The sequence below is a fragment of the Gilliamella sp. CG22 genome (genome assembly GCF_046635725.1).
In the GTDB taxonomy this organism is placed as follows: Bacteria; Pseudomonadota; Gammaproteobacteria; order Enterobacterales; family Orbaceae; genus Gilliamella; species Gilliamella apicola_I.
Map to the genome: position 1 here is coordinate 254,172 of NZ_JBIDFK010000003.1, position 21,599 is coordinate 275,770.

Genomic DNA, 21,599 nt, shown 5'->3' on the forward strand with positions numbered 1-21,599 from the left:
AATTAATAAATTAAACCAATGTTATTTTCTTTAAAATATGAAACATATTCTAAATCAGGTACTTTGTCTGTCATTACCAAATTAAATTCATCAAGGTTACAAATAAAAGCTGGCTTAACTTGGTTAAACTTAGTGTGATCGACAATTAATATATTTTGATTAGATTTTTTCATGGCTTTATGTTTCATATTTAACTCATCAAAATGGTAACAAGTGGTACCTTGAGTTAGATCGATACCCGCTGCCGAAATAAAGGCTTTATTTGGACAAATAACATCGAGCTGATTATTTGAACAAATACTGGTAAAAATTGCATTATTAAGTTGATAATGCCCACCACATAAAATGATTTTACACTTTGGCTTTTTTTGTAATGCCAGAAAGGAATTGAGCGAGTAGCAGATGGCAGTGAAAGAAATATCATCACTAATTTCATCAATGATAAATTGCATAGTCGTACCACAATCAAAAAAAATTGTATCGTTTTCATCAACAAATTGACTAACCAACTTACCAATATAACGTTTTTCAATTACTTGCTTATCTTGCTGATCAGACACAAAATATTGCGATATGGTATGACGTGCCTGATTAACCACATAACCGCCTAAAACAGCCAAACATGAGGAGTGATTATTAAGATCACGACGAATTGTCATTTCAGAAACACCAAGCATTTGTGCTGCTTGTTTTAAATGAATTTTATCGATTATTTTTAAATGTTCAATAAGTGCATTGACTCTTTTTTTGGGTTGTGTTTCCATTGCTATTCCATCTATAGCCATAAGCTACTGTATCAGTAGCTTATGAAGGATGAATTAATAACCGCTAGAGGAAGTTTTATCGCCTGATACAATCGCAATACCCGCGCTAGCGCCTAATCGATTTGCACCAGCATAAACCATTTTTTCAGCCGTTTGACGATCTCTAATGCCACCTGATGCTTTAACACCCATTTTATCACCGACTGTTTCACGCATCAATTTTACATCTTCAACCGTCGCACCAGATACACTAAAACCAGTCGATGTTTTTACAAAAGCAACACCAATTTCCTTGCAAATAGCACAAACTTTCACAATTTCTTCTTTAGTTAACAAGCAAGTTTCTAAAATGACTTTTAACGGAACTGCACCGCATGCTTTAAAAACAGCTTCAATATCCTTTTTCACTGCTTCCCAATCATTGCTTTTTAGCCAACCGACATTGATAACCATATCGATTTCTTCAGCACCTGATTTGACAGCCATTTCGGTTTCAAATGCTTTAGCCGATGTTAACATCGCACCAAGCGGAAAACCAACAACCGAACAAACCTTTACATCACTACCTTTTAATAAGCTAGCGACTAAAGGAACATAACCTGAATTAACACATACAGAATAAAAATGGTACTGCTTAGCTTCTTCGCATAATTTACGTATTTGATCTTCAGTCGCATTCATTGCGAGTAAAGTATGATCAATATACTTTGCATAACCCATAAAATGTCCTTTAATTATTGTTAATGATATCTAGTAAATATTGTTAGTAATGTTAGGATAATAACATTATATGACTATAGATGTTATTATCCTAACATTATATACTTAAATTATGATAATTAAAAACAAAACTCTGTGCTAACTACAGACAATTTAAACAGAAAAATTATTTAATAAAGACCCAGCTTTAATGAATCGTGATTTCTCCATATCATTATTGACAGGTATTTTTCAAATGCATTCCAATATTTTGTTAGCAATAAAAATACTTGGTTAACACTTCAGTAGTTTCCAACAGGTTAATAATCTTAAAGTAAAGTTCATCAGCAGTAATTGCTTTGTTTTCAAACTGACCAGAACAATAATTAACAAATTGCTCATAATACAAATCTGGATACTGCCCGATTGCCGTCTAATACAATGAATGCAATTTTATTGCCTAAAAAATTTAACAGGCGTAGTAACACTAATTTTTAACAAGTTGATAGGATAGGTAAGAAATTGGGTAAGTAATGCGCACTCTAACATTACCCATTGATTTAGAATATTTAAGCATTATTCACTAAATGCAAATCAAAACTTTAAAAGCTAATGATATAAATAAAATGAAAAAAGCCTAGTTAAATCAACTAAGCTTTTCAAACAAAGAATTAAAATTCCATTAACTCTTTTTCTTTGTCAACAAGTACAGCATCTAATTTTTTAATGGCTGCGTCAGTTGCTTTTTGAATAAAATCTTGTGATTTACGTTCATCATCTTCTGATATTTGCTTATCTTTTAATAATGCTTTGACTTGATCATTCGCATCACGACGAATATTACGAATTGACACACGACCTTGTTCTGCTTCGTTACGAACAATTTTCGTTAAATCACGACGACGTTCTTCTGTTAGTGGTGGCAATGGTACTCGAATAACCGTACCTGCCGACGCTGGATTGAGCCCTAAATCAGAAGATAAAATTGCTTTTTCAATCATTGGTGTTAATGATTTATCAAATACGGTGATAGCCAATGTTCTTGCATCTTCAGCCACCACATTTGCTAATTGACGAAGCGGCGTTGGGCTACCATAGTATTCAACCATAATACCGTCTAATAAGTTTGGCGATGCCCGTCCTGTTCTAATCTTAGAAATATGAGTTTGAAACGCATCTATACTTTTTTCCATGCGCACTTGCGCTTCTTTTTGAATCTCATTTAGCATAATAAAAACCTTATATTGAATAAATAAGACTAACAGCTTACTGTTGCCTGATTATTAATTAATGTCCCTTCGGGTTCACCTAAAATCACTCGACGTAATGCACCTGGTTTATTCATGTTAAAGACACAAATCGGCAGGTTATGATCACGTGCTAACGTAAACGCAGCTAAATCCATTACTTTTAATTCATCATCAAGCACTTTTTCATAATTTAATGTTTTATAAAGTGTTGCATTTGGATCTTTAACAGGATCGGCCGAATAAACACCATCAACTTTTGTTGCTTTTAACACCACATCTGCTTCAATTTCGATACCACGTAAACACGCTGCTGAGTCAGTTGTAAAAAAAGGATTACCTGTTCCTGCTGAAAGAATAACCACTTTACCATGACGAAGCAAGCTAATTGCTTCTGTCCAGCGGTAATCGTCACATACTCCATTAAGTGGAATAGCTGACATTAAACGCGCATTAACCTCAATTCGATGCAACGCATCACGCATTGCAAGACCATTCATTACTGTTGCTAGCATCCCCATATGATCGCCAACAACACGATTCATACCGGCTTTTGCAAGACCAGCTCCACGAAATAGATTACCGCCCCCAATAACAACAGCAACTTGAACATTCATTTCAATAAGTTCTTTAATTTCTTGCGCCATGCGGTCAAGAACGGTGGGATCAATACCAAAACCTTCATCGCCTTGTAGTGCTTCACCACTGAGTTTAAGAAGAATACGTTTATAGAAAGGGGTTACCATATGAAGTCTCACTATTTCGTTATTTAATTACCTGACAAGCTAAAAATGGCTAGCTAGCAATAATTTAAAAAAATTTGTAGATAAACAAAACCGCCTTGACGGCGGTTTTTTACGAAACAATTAAGATTGTTTCGACATCGCAGCAACTTCGGCTGCAAAATCAACTTCCACTTTTTCAATGCCTTCACCCACTTCAAAACGGATGAAAGAAGCAACAGTCGCTTTTTTCTCAGCCAGTAAATCACCAACAGTCTTACTTGGATCCATAACAAATGGTTGACCAGTAAGTGAAACTTCACCAGTAAATTTACGCATACGGCCTTCAACCATTTTTTCAGCGATTTCACGTGGTTTACCTGATTGCATTGCAATTTCGATTTGAATATTGCGCTCATGTTCAACAACATCAGCTGGAACATCGCTTGGGCTAACATATTCTGGTTTGCTTGCAGCAATGTGCATTGCAATATGTTTAACTAATTCTTCATCACAACCACTGTTTGCAGCAACTAATACACCGATACGTGCACCATGTTGGTAACTACCAACTACATCACCTGAAATTTGTTGAATACGACGAATACCGATGTTTTCGCCGATTTTTGCAACTAGTGCTGTACGTTCTTCTTCAAATTTTGCTTGTAACGCAGCAAGATCAGTCATGTTATCGTTCAATGCTGCAGTAGCAACTTTTTCGCTAAACTCTAAGAAACCTGCATCTTTAGCAACAAAGTCTGTTTCGCAGTTGATTTCTAAAATTACACCCGATTTTTTATCCGCAGAAATCTTAGAAATAATCACACCTTCAGCCGCTACACGACCTGCTTTTTTAGCCGCTTTTGCTTGACCTGATTTACGCATATTGTCGATAGCAACTTCGATATCACCATTTGCTTCAACTAATGCTTTTTTACATTCCATCATACCTGCGCCAGTTCTTTCACGCAGTTCTTTTACCATAGAAGCGGTAACTTCAGCCATTTTTAAATCCTCTATTTAACCATTGTGATGATTTTCATTAGAATGGGTCGATTATTTATATTATCGACCCTGAAAATATTTGAGTTTATTACTCTGCTGCTGGAGCTTCTTCAACAAAGCTTTCTTCAGATACTGGAGATTGATTTTGTTCACGACCAGCACGAACGGCTTCCGCAACTGCATTTGCATATAATTGAATTGCACGAATTGCGTCATCATTACCTGGAACGATGTAATCAATACCATCTGGATCTGAGTTGGTATCAACAACAGCAACGACTGGAATACCTAAATTGTTAGCTTCTTTGATAGCGATATGTTCATGGTCTGCGCCAATAACAAAAATCACATCGGGTAAGCCACCCATATTTTTAATTCCACCCAAGCTATTTTCTAATTTAGCCATTTCACGAGCACGCATTAGTGCTTCTTTTTTGGTTAATTTGTCAAATGTACCATCACTAGCTTGTGTTTCTAAATCTTTAAGACGTTTGATTGATTGACGTACTGTTTTCCAGTTAGTCAACATACCACCTAACCAACGGTGATTAACGTAGTATTGTCCACAGCTTTCAGCGGCTTGTTTAATCGCTTCGCTTGCTGCTCGTTTTGTACCAACAAATAAAATTTTACCTTTACGTGCAGCCACTTTATTTAATTCAGCTAACGCTTCGTTAAACATTGGTACTGTTTTTTCAAGGTTGATAATGTGAACTTTGTTACGCGCACCAAAAATAAATGGTTTCATTTTTGGGTTCCAATAACGGGTTTGGTGTCCAAAGTGTACACCTGCTTGTAACATATCGCGCATTGATACTGTAGTCATGATTTCCTCATTTTGACGTTGGGGTTATGCCTCCACATACCCGCTTTAACCGACCTTATTGCATAAAACAAAAGGCACCCCGGAAAAGAGTAATGATATGTGTGTGTTATAACGTTAATTAAAGTTTAAAATTTGTGCTGACTCTCACAACGATTTTTTTGAAAAATGAATGTGGAAAGTAGCGCGCGTTTTATACCATATTTAGATAAATATTGCTAGTTTTATTTATATCGATGTGATTTTTATTGGCAAAAAAAGATTTACAGTCATAATAAATGAGGATTAAGTTATCGATTAACGCCTTAAATATAATTTTTAGATACCATCAATTTCATTTCATAATTTAATAATGCATAATCCACATTTTTTATTACGCTATTTTTATTAAAAAATGATTTTTTTTGAATCGTTTTTTTATTTTAAAGTGGCTCAATTCGACCCGTACCGGCAAATCACTCAGCTCAACATTAATCATATTTTACTCTGTCTATTCACCAGGATAGCGTTGTTCAAAAACGTCTAATGTTTCTGAGACTAGCTTTATATCACAATGCAATTTTAACTGTAGCGAATTTAACCATGCCCACAATGTCTGATTACGCGCGTTACACTGTTGTGCCAGTTCCACTTCTGATGGCTTTTCATCAAAAATATTCGCAATATCTTCTTCAAGACATATTTTTTTTAAATGCGTCAGCCCAATCAGCTTGTCCAATAAAGCAACCGGAAATCTTCGTTGACGTAAACGCAAATCCACTATTTTATCGTTCGGTAACAGATCTAATAAATAACTAAAATCATGTTGATTCACATCCATCATTAGTTCACCTTGAGTATCAATATAGCGAAACATAATACCCGAACTGGCATTTAACTGAATTTCACCATGATATTTAGCCTGTATTGCTAACAACAACGTGATAAGTGCATGGTTACGCGTATCACACTCCTTTTGTTTAATCAATCGCTCATCTTCTGGCAATTCTTCTAGCCGATATTTACTGCAACCACTTTCATCAAAAAATAACCAGGTTAACTGTGGCAAGTCCATATATTTTGTTAACAAGGCTAATGACAAATGTTCTGTTGCTATTTGTAATCGTTTAACGGGCTGAAAATCAGTGTGTGCAGCAAAATATTCAAAGTTTTCATCACTAAAAATACTAAGACTTACTTCTTCAGCCAAAGAGTAATAAGCCAGTAATCCCGATAAACTATTAGCAGGTAACGGAAGATCATTATATGGAACCAGTTTTTCTAAGCTTGCTGTATCCTTAGTATCTAAATAAAAGGAATTAATCTGATTTTGCTCATTTACACTTATAGAGAAATTTGATCGGCTGTTAATATCTTGTTTACGACAATCAACGCTAATTAGTCGTTTATAATCCCACTTAAATACACTTCTAGACTCTTCGTAATTAGCCTGATATTCGCGCACTAATCCTGACCCATCGACATACCAATTAATCCATTCAACGTCATAACCATCAATCCACAATGCCTCGACACACACAAAACCGTCATAGTATTTATAAGTTACCCCGTTTAACAACTCACCTTGATAATAGACAGGATCATCAAATTCATAATCCACATCATCTTCTATCACCGCAAAATCGATTTTTACTCCACTGCTGTGCTGATAAAACCCAAATTCTTGTTCCCCCGTAATTTTACCTTCGGTCATTTGGTACACTTTATGCAATTTTTGTTCTCGATGGTCATAAGCCAGTCCACTAAATAACACATCATTTAAAAAATAAAAGCCTTGAATAACCTGTAAATGGCTCAATTCGACCCGTACCGGCAAATCACTCAACTCAACATTAATCATGTTTTACTCTGTCTATTCACCTTGATAGTCTTCTTTAAATACTTCGGATGTTTCTGAAATAAGCTCTATATCACAATGCAATTTTAATTGCAGATTTTTTAACAATCCCCATAATGCTTGATTACGTGCATTACTCCGTAGTGCCAATTCCGCTTCGGATGGATTATCACCGTCAAAACGCGAAACACCTTCTTCAAGGCATAATCTTTTTAAATGCGTCAGCCGACTAAGCTTTTCTAATAAAACAATCGGAAATTTTCGTTGACGCAAATGCAAATCCACTATTTTATCGTTCGGTAACAGATCTAATAAATAACTAAAATCATGTTGATTCACATCCATCATTAGTTCACCTTGAGTATCAATATAGCGAAACATAATACCCGAATTGGCATTTAACTTAATTTCACCATGATATTTAGCCTGTATTGCTAACAATAATGTGATAAGTGCATGGTTACGTGTATCACACTCCTTTTGTTTAATTAATCGCTCATCTTCTGGCAAGCTTTCTATGCTATAATCGCTAATACCATATTCGTCAAAAAATAACCAAGTTAACTGCGGCAGATCCATCGATTTTGTTAACAAGGCTAATGACAAATGTTCTGTTACTATTCGTAATCGTTTAACGGGCTGAAAATTAGTGTGCGCAGCAAAATATATAAAGTTTTCATCACTAAAAATGTTAAGACTTACTTTTTCCGCCAAAGGGTAATAAGCCAGTAATCCTGATAAACTATTAGCCGGTAACGGAAGATCATCATACTGAACCAGTTTTTCTAAGCTTGCTGTATCTTTGGTATCTAAAACAAAAGAATTAATCTGATTTTGCTCATTTACACTTATAGTGAAACTTGATCGGCTGTTAATATCGCCTTTAGTACAATCAACGCTAATTAGCCTTTTATAATCCCACTTAAAATTGCTTCTGTTTTCATCGTAATCTAACTCAAAGCGGCGCACTAACCCTGAACCATCAACATACCAAGTTATCAATTCTACTTCCCAGCCATCAACCCATAATGATTCGCTTAAAACAAAACCATCACAATATTCATAGGTTACCCCGTTTAACAGTTCTCCTTGATAATAGACTAAATTCCTAAATTCATAATCTACATCATCTTCTATCACCGCAAAATCGATTTTTACCCCACTGCTGTGCTTAAAAAAACCAAACGCTTGTTCCCCCGTAATTTTACCTTCGGTCATTTGGTACACTTTATGCAACTTTTGTTCTCGATGGTCATATGCCAGTCCACTAAATAACACATCATTTAAAAAATAAAAGCCTTGAATAACCTGTAAATGGCTCAATTCGACCCGTACCGGCAAATCACTCAACTCAACATTAATCATGTTTTACTCTGTCTATTCACCTTGATAGTCTTCTTTAAATACTTCGGATGTTTCTGAAATAAGCTCTATATCACAATGCAATTTTAATTGCAGATTTTTTAACAATCCCCATAATGCTTGATTACGTGCATTACTCCGTAGTGCCAATTCCGCTTCGGATGGATTATCACCGTCAAAACGCGAAACACCTTCTCTAATGGAGATTTTTTTTAAATGCGTCAGCCGACTAAGCTTTTCTAATAAAACAATTGGGTATTTACATTGACGTAAACGCAAATCCACTATTTTATCGTTCGGTAACAGATCTAATAAATAACTAAAATCATGTTGATTCACATCCATCATTAGTTCACCTTGAGTATCAATATAGCGAAACATAATACCCGAATTGGCATTTAACTGAATTTCGCAATGATATTTAGCCTGTATTGCTAACAATAATGTGATAAGTGCATGGTTACGTGTATCACACTCCTTTTGTTTAATCAATCGCTCATCTTCTGGCAAGCTTTCTAAGCTATAATCGCTAATACCATATTCGTCAAAAAATAACCAAGTTAACTGCGGCAGATCCATCGATTTTGTTAACAAGGCTAATGACAAATGTTCTGTTACTATTCGTAATCGTTTAACGGGCTGAAAATTAGTGCGCGCAGCAAAATATTTAAAGTTTTCATCACTAAAAATGTTAAGACTTACTTCTTCAGCCAAAGGGTAATAAGCCAGTAATCCTGATAAACTATTAGCCGGTAACGGAAGATCATCATACTGAACCAGTTTTTCAAAGCTTGCTGTATCTTTGGTATCTAAAACAAAAGAATTAATCTGATTTTGCTCATTTACACTTATACAGAAACTTGATCGGTTGTTAATATCGCCTTTAGTACAATCAACGCTAATCAGCCGTTTATAATCCCACTTAAATACACTTCTTGACTCTTCGTAATTAGCCTGATATTCGCGCACTAATCCTGAGCCATCGACATACCAATTAATCCATTCAACTTCATAACCATCAATCCACAATGACTCGACACACACAAAACCGTCATAGTATTCATAAGTTACCCCGTTTAACAACTCACCTTGATAATAGACAGGATCATCAAATTCATAATCCACATCATCTTCTATCACCGCAAAATCGATTTTTACCCCACTGCTGTGCTGATAAAAACCAAACGCTTGTTCCCCCGTAATTTTACCTTCGGTCATTTGGTACACTTTATGCAATTTTTGTTCTCGATGGTCATAAGCCAACCCACTAAATAACACATCATTTAAAAAATAAAAGCCTTGAATAAGCTGTAAATGGCTCAATTCGACCCGTACCGGCAAATCAAACGGTTTAATATCGGTTCTGTTACTCATGCTTACTCTCCTTTTCGCTTCGTTACCACGTTAATAAGTGGATCTAATATACCACTACAATTACGACAGGCTACAAATGGTTGTAAAAATTGTTCTTCATTTTTTGGGGTTTTAATGTAGACAGTGTAAACGTCAATCTCGTTGAAAAAATCTTCTGGAGTTAAACCTTTCATGCGCAGTTGTTTAAACACATCATCTACTGCCAATATTTCAGCATGCGCCCCAGGCATTCCATCAAAATTTGACAAATTATCTTTATGCTTTATAAGATATTTTTCAATCAGTCTTTCCGTCGCTTTATCTATATTTTTGTCAGGATAATAATTTTTCAAAGTTGCAATATACCCTTTGATATCAACCACCTTAATTGGCGCCGATTGACCCGTAAATTCGCCTTGTACAACAACCTTTGCTTTTAGCGCATCGTTTAACGTAAAGGGTAAGTTATTAAATTCCTTAGCACTTTCAAAGTCAATGCCATGAATAGTACAAGTTGCCTTTGAAGCAGCAACCTTATTTTTCAAGCCTTTTACTTCATGTATGCGTTCCCTAAGCTCCGCCTGAAAACTTTGTAGATTACTACGTTTATCTTCATATATACGGGTATTAACGACCGTTTTACTGATCTTTTGATCACCATTTCTGGCTAAGATTTGTATTTTGCCTTCTGGGTTTGAATTTAATAATGCGACTCTTGTTGCCTGGAAGGGATCAGTTAAATTAATATGCTTATTAAGTTCATTAGATAAGAAAAATTCTCTTTTAATTTGGCTATTTAATATCCGAAAATAATTAGCAGGAGGAATGACAACATTCGGTAGATTGTTGTTAGCAATTGAGATAGTTGTATTATTCGTTAATGGTAATAAATTTTGCTCTTGCAACTGTTTAACAGAGACACGCATCGGCATATCGGCTAATTCAACTTTTGGTAGCGCAACTCCTGTTGATTTTTTTTCTATTTCTGTTAGTTGATCTATAATGATGCTATTTGGATCGTTTATAAAGGCATCGATTTCTTCTCGACTTAGTTTTTGAACTAAATTCGAATCTTTCTTTATAAAATCAAAATTTGCTTTAGTGTTTTTTAAATTGAGATAAACTAACGCGCCAGTTACCATCCCTGATCCAATTAAACTCATAATTTGAGATAGTTTTTCATCAGCAGGAAGCGATTTATCTTCTATTACTGTGTAAATAGCTGACGCAATATCGGTAGAAATCATTATACCTTGCACACCATTTGCCGTTACTTCACCAATTAACATCGCTTTAATGGCATTCACTTTCATGGTATTCGTACCTACTTGGGATAAAAATTTAAGCGGTCCCCATTTCGCCAAGGCTAGCCCCGCACCAGCGCCTAACATATTGCCAACAATATTTAATGCATCAAAACCATCATCTTTCCAATTACTAAAACCTTTATTATAACGTTGCGTTATATTGATAGCTGATGAGCTAATACCTGCAGTAGCCGATATTACTGCCGCATAACCCCATAATGTTGCTGTTGCTACCTGCCCCAAAGGTACAAACAATGTTATTGCGCCGGCAACAATTAATGCACCAAATGCAAGATAAGTGAGAGCAGTTGAAATACTGTCAAGCCAAGTTTTGCCGTCAGTTGAAAATTGGTATTCTTCAGTAAAATTATGATCTTCTATAGTCCAAACAAGTAACCCTTCACCATCATATTTAGGGATTTCAAGTGTTGGATGACTAACACTTAAATATCGACATTTTAATATGCCCTCTGGATAACGATTATCACTTTCCCATTCATCTAAGGCATCTAGCAGAGCAGCTTGTTCTGTATCTCCCTTACCTTCAAATACACCACACCACCCTTGTTGTACGGGATTAGTCCAATCTAATAAATAAACTGTTTTTTCATGATAAAAATAACATACTTGTAGTAGGATTGAGTTGGTATCAGGATATTCATACGAATAGTGTCTGGCACTCATCATTTTGAAATGATTTCTGTGACTTAATGGTATTTTTTCTAACAAATATTCTAATTTATCGCAAAATTGTTTCCTATTTTCTTTGCGTTCATTATATTTTTCTTGTTGTTCTTCATCCAATTCACTGTATTTTTCTAAAGTCTCAATTATATTATTTTGTTTTTTAATGTTGTGGATAAATTCAAATGGGTTTTCAGTTTCTTCAAATGTCGCTGGGTCATAGCTCAAGCAATCCCCTTGACTCACCACATGTTGTACATACTGATAAGTTTTGACTTTACCACCCAACGATTCACTGACGAAACACATTACAGTATGTACACCAACCCCATTCCATTTTGCATTAAGCCATTCGGGACCACCACGTGGTCCAAAAAAAACACTCTGTTTCCTTTTTTCTCTATTTGTATGATTATTACATACCCAACTAATAAATAAGTCTTTTACATCTTTAGCATTGGGGTTGACTTTTTTTAAATAAAAGGACATTGTCCTATTAGGTGTTACATACCTTAAAGAAGGGCTAGCAACAATGATATAATCCTCTACAGTATCCATTGTTTTAAATCCTAATTGTTTTTATTGATTGAATTAGCTTTAGCTAATAGAAAATTAATGAGATCTTTCCGGTTATTGTAATTACCAATTGATTTTTCTATATTTTTAACCAGATCTTGATGATAGATTTGTTTATAAACTTCAATTGTTTTTGCAACAATTTCTTCCGCAAAACACAAATAATCAATCATTTTTTCTGCGTTTCCGGCTTCTATTGCATTATGTAATCGCTGTGCATTTGCTTTAGCTAAAATATCGTCTTGATCTGGATAGGCATAAGCATATTCCATTCCTTGTGGCACATTTTTTAATACAACTTTTCCTTCACGGTCTAATCTTCCTTGCCTTAATTCGCCATTTTTAAACCGTACAACATACTTGGTCATTGGGATTCGATAGCCATCTTCAGTTTCTAAGATCAACGTTAAACCTTCTTGCATGTCTTGTTCTGTAAATAATGCAGGTACATTTATTGGTTCGTAATTTAATGTTTTTGGTCCCATTTTTTGCATCGCATTACATTTCATGTACACATTATCCGGTGTGCCCAGTACAATGCCTTTTTCGCTAATTTCAATGTATGAACCGCCACACATTAAGGCGATTGTTTTGTCTGCGCTTAATGTCATTTTGCTGTCTACACTGTCAATGTGGACATCTTGTTTAGCCGCCATATTCAGGTTGGCATTTTGGGCTTGTGTTTCAATATCCCCTTGGTTGGCAAAGACCTTCATCCCCGATTTATGAGCAAATAACCCTATCGCATCGCCCGATGTTAGTGTGATGTTTTTTAATGCCGTGATATCAGTCTGCTTTTCAGCGGTGACACTTACGCTGTTACCGGTTGATAACTGGATGTTTTCAGGACTGGTTAACGCAATACCTTGCTGAGCGTAAGCTAATATGCCACTTTGCGCCAGCTCAGTTAAGTTTGCCTTGAGCTGGTCTTGGCTGTCGGTGTCAGCGCCGTGGGCTTCGGCTTGACTGGCGGCATTTTGCAGTGATTTAGCAATCGATAAGGCGTTTTCTAGTTGCGCAATCGCATCTTGCATATCCAGCTGTTTGCCCTGCGCTTTCGGCTCGGTCTGGCTGGTCAGGTATAAGCCTTTTTCAGCCGCTATCGCCCCCCATTCATCAGTGCGCAGTTCAAACCCTTCACCCCGTAACGCTTTTTTTTGGTTGACTAAGTGACCCAGATTAAGTTGCGTTTTGCCGTATTCGGTCGCCAGCTTGATATGCTCTTGTCCCCGTTTGTCATCCATGCGCAATTTGTTATTGGTGGGGGTGCGAATCACATTACGGTGTTTGTTTATTGTCGTGACATGGTCGGGGTGGGCACTGTCATGCAGGGCATGGGCAATATACGGGCGGTCAGGATTGCCGTCCATAAATGCCATGGCGACTTCCGTGCCGTCTATTAGCGGAAAATGAAAGCCATAAGTGCCTCCGGCATAGGGTTTTGCCAGTCTTACCCATAAACTTTCATTGCCGGCTTTCCACGCTTTCAGGTCATAGTTAAATTTCACCCGATACCGACCCTGGGTATCAATATAGCCGTAGGTGTCATTGTCCGGACTGGTCACCCGTGCCGGTAAAGTCCCCCCGATTTGCGGCCAGGCTATCGGTTTGGGGCGGTATGGTTTTAATACCTGATACGGGATAGCGGTAAAATGCAGCTCGTAAGCATCCGTGCGGTTGCCTTGCCCTTCCACACTTAATATTATCACCCCGTCAGCAATATCAACTAACGGACTGCCTTTAATCTGTATACGTTGCCCCGGTGTCAGGTGATAGCGGTTGCTTTTACCGCTAATCACGATTTTTTCACTGATTGCCTGTTCGTGCCGTATTCGGGCATACCATTGTCCGCTTTCTGTTATATTATTCGGGTCGGTTGAGTCTTCGTTATCGTTATCTGCCTCACCTTTTAGCTTATCTGCCTGTCCGTTACTTTTCAGCCCTTTGTAGTGTTCGCCATAACGGTAATCCGTGCCATAGGTGGTGCTGTCTTTTGGCTGGCTGTTCACATCACCTTGTAAATTCGCTTTCGCATCGCGGTAGTTGTAATCCTGCACTTTAACCGATGATTCCACCACCCGACTGCGTAACCGGATATCCCAGATACTTTCTGCGCCGCCATCCAGCGTCCCGCTCGGTAACCGGTAATCAATATCGCTGACCTGCTCATATCCTTGTTCATAATCGCTTATCACCATCACATCACAATTGTGCTCAGCATGCGTTTCAAATCGAAACCAGACACCAATATCTGCCAGCAGACGCTGAATAAAGCTTAAGTCACTTTCCTGCCATTGGGTGATAAATTCACGTTCCGGGTAGCTGCTGTTTAATTCCAGACGGTAATCGATGCCGGTAAAACCATGACTGCGCAGCACTTCTTCTACCACACTAATCACACTTTGGTTTTGGTATATCGCATTATTGCGATTTAAAGCTAATCTGGCTAAACGAGGCGATAACACTATCTGATAATGTGCCTGCTCTTTACTGACCGATAACAAACTAAAACGGGTGATAGCACCATATATTTTGCGTAAGTCACTCTCGACAGGCAGGTCACTTAAGGAACGAATCGCCGTTGCCAGCACATTTTTAACCGCAGGATTAAAGGAAAATGACGCTTTTTGGTTGAGTATATCATCGGGCGATAAGGTTTTATCAGGGCTGGTGAAGTCAATGGTGTAATGCCATGGCTGGTTGAGCTGTTCATCACCTTGTACGTGTAAAACAGAAACCGGCGAAATCAGATTATCAACCGTTAAGGTGTAGCGATTGTGGCTTACCTCGCCCGTTAATTCATTCAGTAAACCTTCACCGACTTGATTGATAAGGGTAGTTATTTTGTTCGCCATGGGTTACTCCTTTCCTGATGTATCAAACTGATTAATCAGCTTTCCAACGTTATTTAGGTAATAATGATTTTGGTTGATTAAGTTGGAGTAATTGGGGACATCGATAATCAGAAAAGAATCAAGAAATTGATGTGATAATGATTGTAAGTTGAGATACAAATCATCATGAAAATGACAGAAATTACCGTAAATAGGTAATCGGTTATCTGATAGCACTAAACAACGAACCACAACTACTCCTTAATATCCATACTATCCCTAATTAACTTTTATTTATGTTATCGATTTTGATAATCTTAATCATTTTACAATGATAAGATCATTCGTTAAGCTAAGCAAGCTTTTGTTAAATAAATTGAAAATATTTTGTTAATAAGGTTAATTTTTTATTGCTATTGATAATGGATACAGTGATGTTAAACGCATTTAAATAAAGTGAATTGACGGCTTTTAATTTTTTTAAATATTGAGGAGGAAGGTGAAACTAGAACGGGAGATATTTTTTCATCAAATCATTAATGAAGGGCTATAAATAGAGCGTTTTGCAAGCAAAGCTTGCAAAACTAAAAAAGGAAGCTATTAATTAAAAATTTTTACAAACTGTAATTCTATCCAATCCCATACAGATCCAAAGAACCCAGTTTCTGCAACATTTTGCAGTGCCACTAATGGTTGTTCATTAATCACTTTGCCATCTAATAAAAATTGTATTTTACCTACTGTTCTTCCTTTCATTATCGGTGCATAAATATAGTTATCAATGACATATTTTATTTGTAGATCAGCTGAACGACCTTTTGGTACAGTAACATAAGCACCGTCTATTGAACCTAGTTGGATTTTATTTTCATCTCCATACCAAATGGATTCAGTAAATAAAGGCATATTCGCTTTTATAGGGTTAGCCGTTTCGAAGAATCGAAAGCCCCAAACTAATAATTTCTTACTTTCTTCTTCCCGACCTTTATAGGTTCTTCCGCCTAATACTGCCGATATTAAACGGGTATTACCCTCGACAGCAGAGGCAACTAAGTTGTAACCGGCTGCTTGGGTATGACCTGTTTTGATTCCGTCTACATTTAATGTAGTATCCCATAGTAAGCCATTACGATTTAATTGCGGTTTAGAAAGATTATAAGTAAATTCTTTTTCTTTATAAATCGCATATTCATCAGGTAAATCACGAATCAATGCGCGACCTAATAACACCATATCTTTGGCTGTGGTATATTGTCCTGGCGCATCAAGTCCATGTACAGTTTCAAAATGGGTATGTTCCAAACCTATTTTTTTGGCATAGTCATTCATTAAATTAACAAAAGCACCTTGGCTACCTGCGATATGTTCAGCCATTGCAATACAAGCGTCGTTACCTGATTGAATGATGATACCTTTGTTAAGATCCGAAACAGAAACGGTTTTACCCACTTCCAAAAACATTAATGATGATCCTTTTAATACAGGGTTACCCGTTGCCCATGCATCTTTACTGACTACAACCATATCATCATTTTTAATTCGACCTGAGTGTAAAGCTTGACCAACTACATAGCTGGTCATCATTTTGGTAAGACTGGCTGGATCACGTTGTTGTTCAGCGTTATATTCCGCTAAAATTTCGCCTGATTTGGCATCCATTAAAATATAAGATTCAGCATTTAATTGGGGAATAGCTGGAATAGGAAAAGGCATATCAGCAGATGCTGATGTGCAAATTGACAGCATCAAGATAGTAAAAGATAATTTAAATTTCTTTTTCATTTATTTGAATTCCGTTAAATATTTTTAGATAACATATATCGATGTGTGTGAATAGACATCATAATGCCAAAACATGCCATTAAAACGACTAATGATGAGCCACCGTAACTTATTAAAGGTAATGGTACACCAACTACCGGTAAGATTCCACTGACCATACCGATATTAATGAACACGTAGACAAAGAAGACTAAAATCAAACCACCGGATAATATCCGACCAAATGTCGTTTGTGCTTGTGATGCAATAATTAACCCACGAACAATTAAACATAAAAAAAGAATTAACAGAACGATAGTACCAATAAAACCAAATTCTTCTGCAATTACAGAAAAAATAAAGTCAGTATGTCTTTCTGGTAGGAATTCTAATTGTGATTGCGTGCCTTCAAGCCATCCTTTACCCCATATCCCTCCAGAACCAATGGCAGTTTTAGATTGAATAATATGATAACCCGTACCATTTGGATCTCGCTCAGGATTAAAAAGTGTTAACACCCGTTCACGTTGATAATCATGCATTAAAAAGAACCACATGATAGGTAAAAAAGCAGCAATTAAGATGACAGCAACAATGATAAATCGCCAATCAATACCAGCCAAAAAGATAATAAATATTCCTGACATGACAATTAATATAGCTGTACCTAAATCCGGTTGCATTGCAACAAGTAAAGTTGGCACACCAATAATAGCCAAGGTTTGTAATGTGGTTTTTAAAGGTGGAGGACAGCCATCACGATGAATAAATTTAGCAACCATTAATGGCACGGCTATTTTTGCAATTTCTGATGGTTGAAATCGCAATACACCTAAGTCTAACCATCTTTGTGCGCCTTTACTGGTGTAACCAAAAATATCAACAAACAGTAAAATGATAATACAAAAAATATAAAGATAGGGAGCCCATTTTTCATAGGTTCGAGGTGAAAATTGAGCTAAAAATATCATGATAAAAAAACCAAGGAGTATTTGTATCACTCGCTTTTGTATCATATCGATATTTTGCCCACTCGCACTCCAAAGAATATATAAGCTATAACAGAGTAGTAGCGTTATAAATAGAAAAAAAAGGGGATCAATATGTATCTTTTGCCAAAAAGATTTTTTGATGTTATTCATAATTAATTTTCATATCCTGTATCTTGAGCTGCGTCATCGAGATCAGTGGAGTGATTGCCTAATAGATAAAAATCAAGAATTTTGCGTGCAACCGCACCACCATTTGAGCTTCCGCCCCCCCCATTTTCAAGTACAATAGCCAATGCTATTTTGGGTTTATCGTAAGGCGCATAAGCAATAAATAATGCATGATCACGTAAATGCTCGGGAATATTGTTCGCATTATAAGTTTCGTTTTCTCTTAAACCATACACTTGTGCTGTTCCTGATTTTCCTGCTGCTTGATATTGAGCGCCAGCATACACTTTACGTGCTGTTCCTCGTGAACCAAACATTACTCTATACATCCCTTCTTTCGCTAAATCCCAATAATTTGTTTTAACTTCTGTTAAATTATTTGACTGTTCAAATTGAACGGGATCAATGTGAAACTGATCTTCATTGGAATTTAAAATATCACTCTTTTTATACAGTAAAAAATGGGGGGTATAAGTTTTTCCATTATTAATTAAGATAGTTAATGCTTTTGCCATTTGCATTGGTGTTGCAGTCCAGTATCCTTGACCAATGCCAACAGGGATAGTGTCTCCTTGTAACCAGGATTTTTTATGACGTTTACTTTTCCATTCTCGACTTGGCATAACAGCGCGTGTCTCTTCACTTGGTGACATATCAATTCCAGTGCGTTGACCATAGCCAAATTTAGTCATCCATAAACTTAAACGATCAATCCCCATATCATAAGCAACTTGATAAAAATAGGTATCTACTGATTCTTCTATCGCTTTTAGTACATCAACCCGACCATGTCCCCATTTTAGCCAGTCTCGGTAACGTCTTTCTGTTCCCGGTAATTGCCACCATCCAGGATCGTTAACCACGCTTTTGGGCGTTACAACCCCTTCACTTAATGCAGCTACAGAGATAAAGGGTTTTACGGTTGAAGCAGGTGGATAAGCCCCCAATAAAGCCCGATTAAATAAAGGTTTGTTCGGATCATTAAGTAATTCATTATATTTTGCACTTGATATCCCTCCAACAAAATCATTTGAATCATAACTAGGGCTTGATACCATCGCTAGGACTTCCCCATTATTGGGATCAATCGCCACCACAGCAGCTTTGCGCCCAGCAAGAAGTTTTTCGATGTAAAGTTGTAATTTGAGATTTATTGATAAATAGATATCTTCGCCTGCTTGCGGTGGATGCTGTTCAAGGAGTCGGACGATACGTCCGCGACTATTAACTTCAACTTTTTCATAACCAGCTGTGCCATGTAATATGTTTTCATAATAGCGTTCAATGCCCATTTTTCCGATATTGAGCGTCGCAACATAATTACTGGTTTTATTTTCTTCTTCTAACCGCTTTTTATCTTGACTATTTATTTTTGAGATATACCCCAGAATGTGAGTTAGTGATGCACCATAAGGGTAATAGCGGTGTTGTATTTTAACAATTGAGGCAAAAGGAAATCTGTGTTGATCGACAACAAATCGTGCAATTTGTTCTTTACTAAGGTTCTCTTTTAGCGGAACGGGTCTGTGAGCGCGATAATTTCGTCTTTCTTTTTGGAAATTTTCAATATCTTCATCTGTCAAATCAACCACTTTTTTTAATTGTTCAAATTGTTCATTCAGATTTTTGGTTTTATCAGGAATAATGTTTAGTTGATAGGTGATATTATTACTGGCTAATGGCGTTCCATTACGGTCATAAATCATGCCGCGACTAGGAGGAATAGGTATAATTTCGATACGATTATTATTTGATTTAGTACTGTAATAACTAAAATTAGCAATTTGAAGATCCGCTAAATTCACTAATAAAATAATAATCAAAAAGATAATTACCACAAAAGCAAACAAAGCTCTACGCAGGAATAAGTTTGTTTCTGCAGAATGATCCCGAATATTAGTTCGCTTTTTTTTTGTTGTAATAGGGATAATAATACTCCTTAAATACTGCTTTTTGATTGATGCTCTTGTTGTTCCCACTGTTCATAAGCGTTGACAATTCTGGCAACTACCGGATGACGAACAACATCTTCACTATTAAAAAAGTTAAAACTAATTTCATCAACTTGGCTTAAAACTTCAATTGCATGACGTAAACCGGATTTTTGGTGACGAGGTAAATCAATTTGAGTGATATCCCCTGTTATAACAGCTTTTGAGTTAAAGCCAATGCGTGTTAGAAACATCTTCATTTGTTCTATTGTGGTGTTTTGGCTTTCATCAAGAATAATAAATGCATCATTTAGGGTACGACCACGCATATACGCTAGTGGCGCAACTTCAATCACGCTTTTTTCAATCAGTTTTTCGACTTTTTCAAAACCCAGCATTTCAAATAGCGCATCATAAAGTGGGCGTAAATACGGGTCGACTTTCTGGCTTAAATCACCTGGTAAGAATCCAAGTTTTTCACCCGCTTCAACAGCGGGTCGAGTCAGTACTATCCGACGAATCAGTTGCTTTTCTAATGCATCAACAGCAGCTGCCACCGCTAAATAGGTTTTACCCGTTCCCGCAGGCCCAATACCAAACGAGATATCATAATCTAAAACATGCGCAATATATTGAGCCTGATTGGGCGTCCTTGGTTTGATTACCCCACGTTTTGTTTTAATCATCACCATTTTACTTCCATGCTGATCAGTATAAGCAGGAAGATGTTCTTTCATTTTTTCAAGCGCACCGGATTCTTTTATCGCTAAATGAATGTGTTCGGGTTCAATATCAATAATGTTGTTTTTGGTTTTAGTTTGTTGATAAAGTGACATTAAAATCTGATCGGCTGCGTTAACACAAATCTGATCACCGGTAATTAAAAATAGATTACCTCGATGATTAATTTCAATACCAAGTCGACGTTCAAGTTGTTTTACGTTGTCATCATGAGGGCCACAAAGACTATTTAATCTTTGATTATCATCTGGTTCAAGCACGGTTTGATGTGTAATAATTTTCAATGATAAGCCCTCTAATCATTCATGTTAATTGCTAAGATATCCTTCACATAAAGGACATTTTTCAACACCTTTTAAAAATTCCTTTTTACAATGATGACAAGTAACAATATTTCCCGATACTATCTGATCAACCAGTTTTGTAGCCTGTTGTTCATCTAATCCTTGCGTTTTTAGTTTATTGATCATCATTGAGATTGGTGTACCACTTTTTAATTCTTGCTCAACATCCTGACCAATTTCTTCTTCTAATGTAGGCGGTACATATTTTAAAACATTTTCATTATATTCTGAATGACAATGATTACATCTAATGTATCTTCCTAATGTTTGAAAACTGAATATTGGTATAAAAAACAATGTAAAATATCTTGCCACTTTAACTTGCGTATATTGTTGTTGTTTTTCATCAGTTTTGATGTTTTGCTGTGTACAACAACTAGGGCAATTAAATTGCCCTGTTTTTTCGTTTACTTCACGACCTCTCGAGCCGAATATAATAAGCATTTTTT

16 protein-coding genes are annotated in these 21,599 nt (G+C 36.5%); all 16 read right to left on the reverse strand.

The genetic code is table 11. The features are described from left to right. Positions 1–2 precede the first annotated feature (2 nt). Positions 3–764, reverse strand: a complete 762-nt coding sequence (deoR, locus tag ACGH46_RS04465) for a DNA-binding transcriptional repressor DeoR (RefSeq protein ID WP_267350177.1) — start codon at positions 762–764, stop codon at positions 3–5. A 54-nt stretch (positions 765–818) separates the two neighbouring features. After that, on the reverse strand, positions 819–1,484 hold the full coding sequence (gene deoC, locus ACGH46_RS04470) for a deoxyribose-phosphate aldolase (RefSeq protein WP_220216240.1): 666 nt from the start codon (positions 1,482–1,484) through the stop codon (positions 819–821). 650 nt (positions 1,485–2,134) lie between these two features. After that, positions 2,135–2,692 (reverse strand): ribosome recycling factor, encoded by a 558-nt coding sequence (gene frr / locus ACGH46_RS04475; protein WP_065558475.1) that lies wholly within the window; start codon positions 2,690–2,692, stop codon positions 2,135–2,137. A gap of 29 nt (positions 2,693–2,721) precedes the next feature. Beyond that, positions 2,722–3,456 (reverse strand): UMP kinase, encoded by a 735-nt coding sequence (gene pyrH, locus ACGH46_RS04480; protein ID WP_065633747.1) that lies wholly within the window; start codon positions 3,454–3,456, stop codon positions 2,722–2,724. A 120-nt stretch (positions 3,457–3,576) separates the two neighbouring features. Then, the gene (gene tsf / locus ACGH46_RS04485) at positions 3,577–4,437 is read right to left on the reverse strand and encodes a translation elongation factor Ts (protein ID WP_411604352.1); all 861 of its coding nucleotides are present in this window, start codon (positions 4,435–4,437) and stop codon (positions 3,577–3,579) included. An 88-nt stretch (positions 4,438–4,525) separates the two neighbouring features. Then, a complete protein-coding gene (gene rpsB, locus ACGH46_RS04490; protein WP_065558472.1) occupies positions 4,526–5,263 on the reverse strand; it encodes a 30S ribosomal protein S2 in 738 nt (245 codons plus the stop codon). Positions 5,264–5,750: 487 nt separating this feature from the next. After that, complete coding sequence (locus tag ACGH46_RS04495; RefSeq protein WP_411604355.1) at positions 5,751–7,100, reverse strand: hypothetical protein; 1,350 nt, start codon at positions 7,098–7,100, stop codon at positions 5,751–5,753. Positions 7,101–7,112: 12 nt separating this feature from the next. Then, the gene (locus ACGH46_RS04500) at positions 7,113–8,462 is read right to left on the reverse strand and encodes a hypothetical protein (RefSeq protein WP_411604357.1); all 1,350 of its coding nucleotides are present in this window, start codon (positions 8,460–8,462) and stop codon (positions 7,113–7,115) included. Between the two features lie 12 nt (positions 8,463–8,474). Continuing rightward, positions 8,475–9,833: a hypothetical protein gene (locus ACGH46_RS04505; protein WP_411604360.1), complete on the reverse strand. Its 1,359-nt coding sequence runs from the start codon at positions 9,831–9,833 to the stop codon at positions 8,475–8,477. Positions 9,834–9,835: 2 nt separating this feature from the next. After that, complete coding sequence (locus ACGH46_RS04510; protein ID WP_411604362.1) at positions 9,836–12,361, reverse strand: hypothetical protein; 2,526 nt, start codon at positions 12,359–12,361, stop codon at positions 9,836–9,838. A gap of 11 nt (positions 12,362–12,372) precedes the next feature. Further along, positions 12,373–15,234 carry a type VI secretion system Vgr family protein gene (locus ACGH46_RS04515; protein ID WP_411604365.1) on the reverse strand — a complete coding sequence of 954 codons (2,862 nt, stop codon included), beginning with the start codon at positions 15,232–15,234 and terminating at the stop codon, positions 12,373–12,375. Positions 15,235–15,813: 579 nt separating this feature from the next. Continuing rightward, entirely contained in the window at positions 15,814–16,995 is a 1,182-nt protein-coding gene (locus ACGH46_RS04520; protein ID WP_411604368.1) for a serine hydrolase, read from the reverse strand. A 14-nt stretch (positions 16,996–17,009) separates the two neighbouring features. Next, on the reverse strand, positions 17,010–18,116 hold the full coding sequence (gene mrdB / locus ACGH46_RS04525; protein ID WP_267351159.1) for a peptidoglycan glycosyltransferase MrdB: 1,107 nt from the start codon (positions 18,114–18,116) through the stop codon (positions 17,010–17,012). Between the two features lie 2 nt (positions 18,117–18,118). Next, positions 18,119–20,056, reverse strand: a complete 1,938-nt coding sequence (gene mrdA / locus ACGH46_RS04530) for a penicillin-binding protein 2 (RefSeq protein WP_411604405.1) — start codon at positions 20,054–20,056, stop codon at positions 18,119–18,121. A 17-nt stretch (positions 20,057–20,073) separates the two neighbouring features. After that, complete coding sequence (locus tag ACGH46_RS04535; protein WP_411604371.1) at positions 20,074–21,090, reverse strand: PhoH family protein; 1,017 nt, start codon at positions 21,088–21,090, stop codon at positions 20,074–20,076. A 24-nt stretch (positions 21,091–21,114) separates the two neighbouring features. After that, complete coding sequence (locus ACGH46_RS04540) at positions 21,115–21,594, reverse strand: zinc-ribbon domain-containing protein (protein ID WP_065558468.1); 480 nt, start codon at positions 21,592–21,594, stop codon at positions 21,115–21,117. Positions 21,595–21,599 lie beyond the last annotated feature (5 nt).

Coding starts and splice junctions, on each gene's coding strand:
- deoR (WP_267350177.1), bottom strand. CDS start 764: ATGGAAACACAACCCAAAAAAAGAGTCAATGCACTTATTGAACATTTA.
- deoC (WP_220216240.1), bottom strand. CDS start 1,484: ATGGGTTATGCAAAGTATATTGATCATACTTTACTCGCAATGAATGCG.
- frr (WP_065558475.1), bottom strand. CDS start 2,692: ATGCTAAATGAGATTCAAAAAGAAGCGCAAGTGCGCATGGAAAAAAGT.
- pyrH (WP_065633747.1), bottom strand. CDS start 3,456: ATGGTAACCCCTTTCTATAAACGTATTCTTCTTAAACTCAGTGGTGAA.
- tsf (WP_411604352.1), bottom strand. CDS start 4,437: ATGGCTGAAGTTACCGCTTCTATGGTAAAAGAACTGCGTGAAAGAACT.
- rpsB (WP_065558472.1), bottom strand. CDS start 5,263: ATGACTACAGTATCAATGCGCGATATGTTACAAGCAGGTGTACACTTT.
- ACGH46_RS04495 (WP_411604355.1), bottom strand. CDS start 7,100: ATGATTAATGTTGAGTTGAGTGATTTGCCGGTACGGGTCGAATTGAGC.
- ACGH46_RS04500 (WP_411604357.1), bottom strand. CDS start 8,462: ATGATTAATGTTGAGTTGAGTGATTTGCCGGTACGGGTCGAATTGAGC.
- ACGH46_RS04505 (WP_411604360.1), bottom strand. CDS start 9,833: ATGAGTAACAGAACCGATATTAAACCGTTTGATTTGCCGGTACGGGTC.
- ACGH46_RS04510 (WP_411604362.1), bottom strand. CDS start 12,361: ATGGATACTGTAGAGGATTATATCATTGTTGCTAGCCCTTCTTTAAGG.
- ACGH46_RS04515 (WP_411604365.1), bottom strand. CDS start 15,234: ATGGCGAACAAAATAACTACCCTTATCAATCAAGTCGGTGAAGGTTTA.
- ACGH46_RS04520 (WP_411604368.1), bottom strand. CDS start 16,995: ATGAAAAAGAAATTTAAATTATCTTTTACTATCTTGATGCTGTCAATT.
- mrdB (WP_267351159.1), bottom strand. CDS start 18,116: ATGAATAACATCAAAAAATCTTTTTGGCAAAAGATACATATTGATCCC.
- ACGH46_RS04540 (WP_065558468.1), bottom strand. CDS start 21,594: ATGCTTATTATATTCGGCTCGAGAGGTCGTGAAGTAAACGAAAAAACA.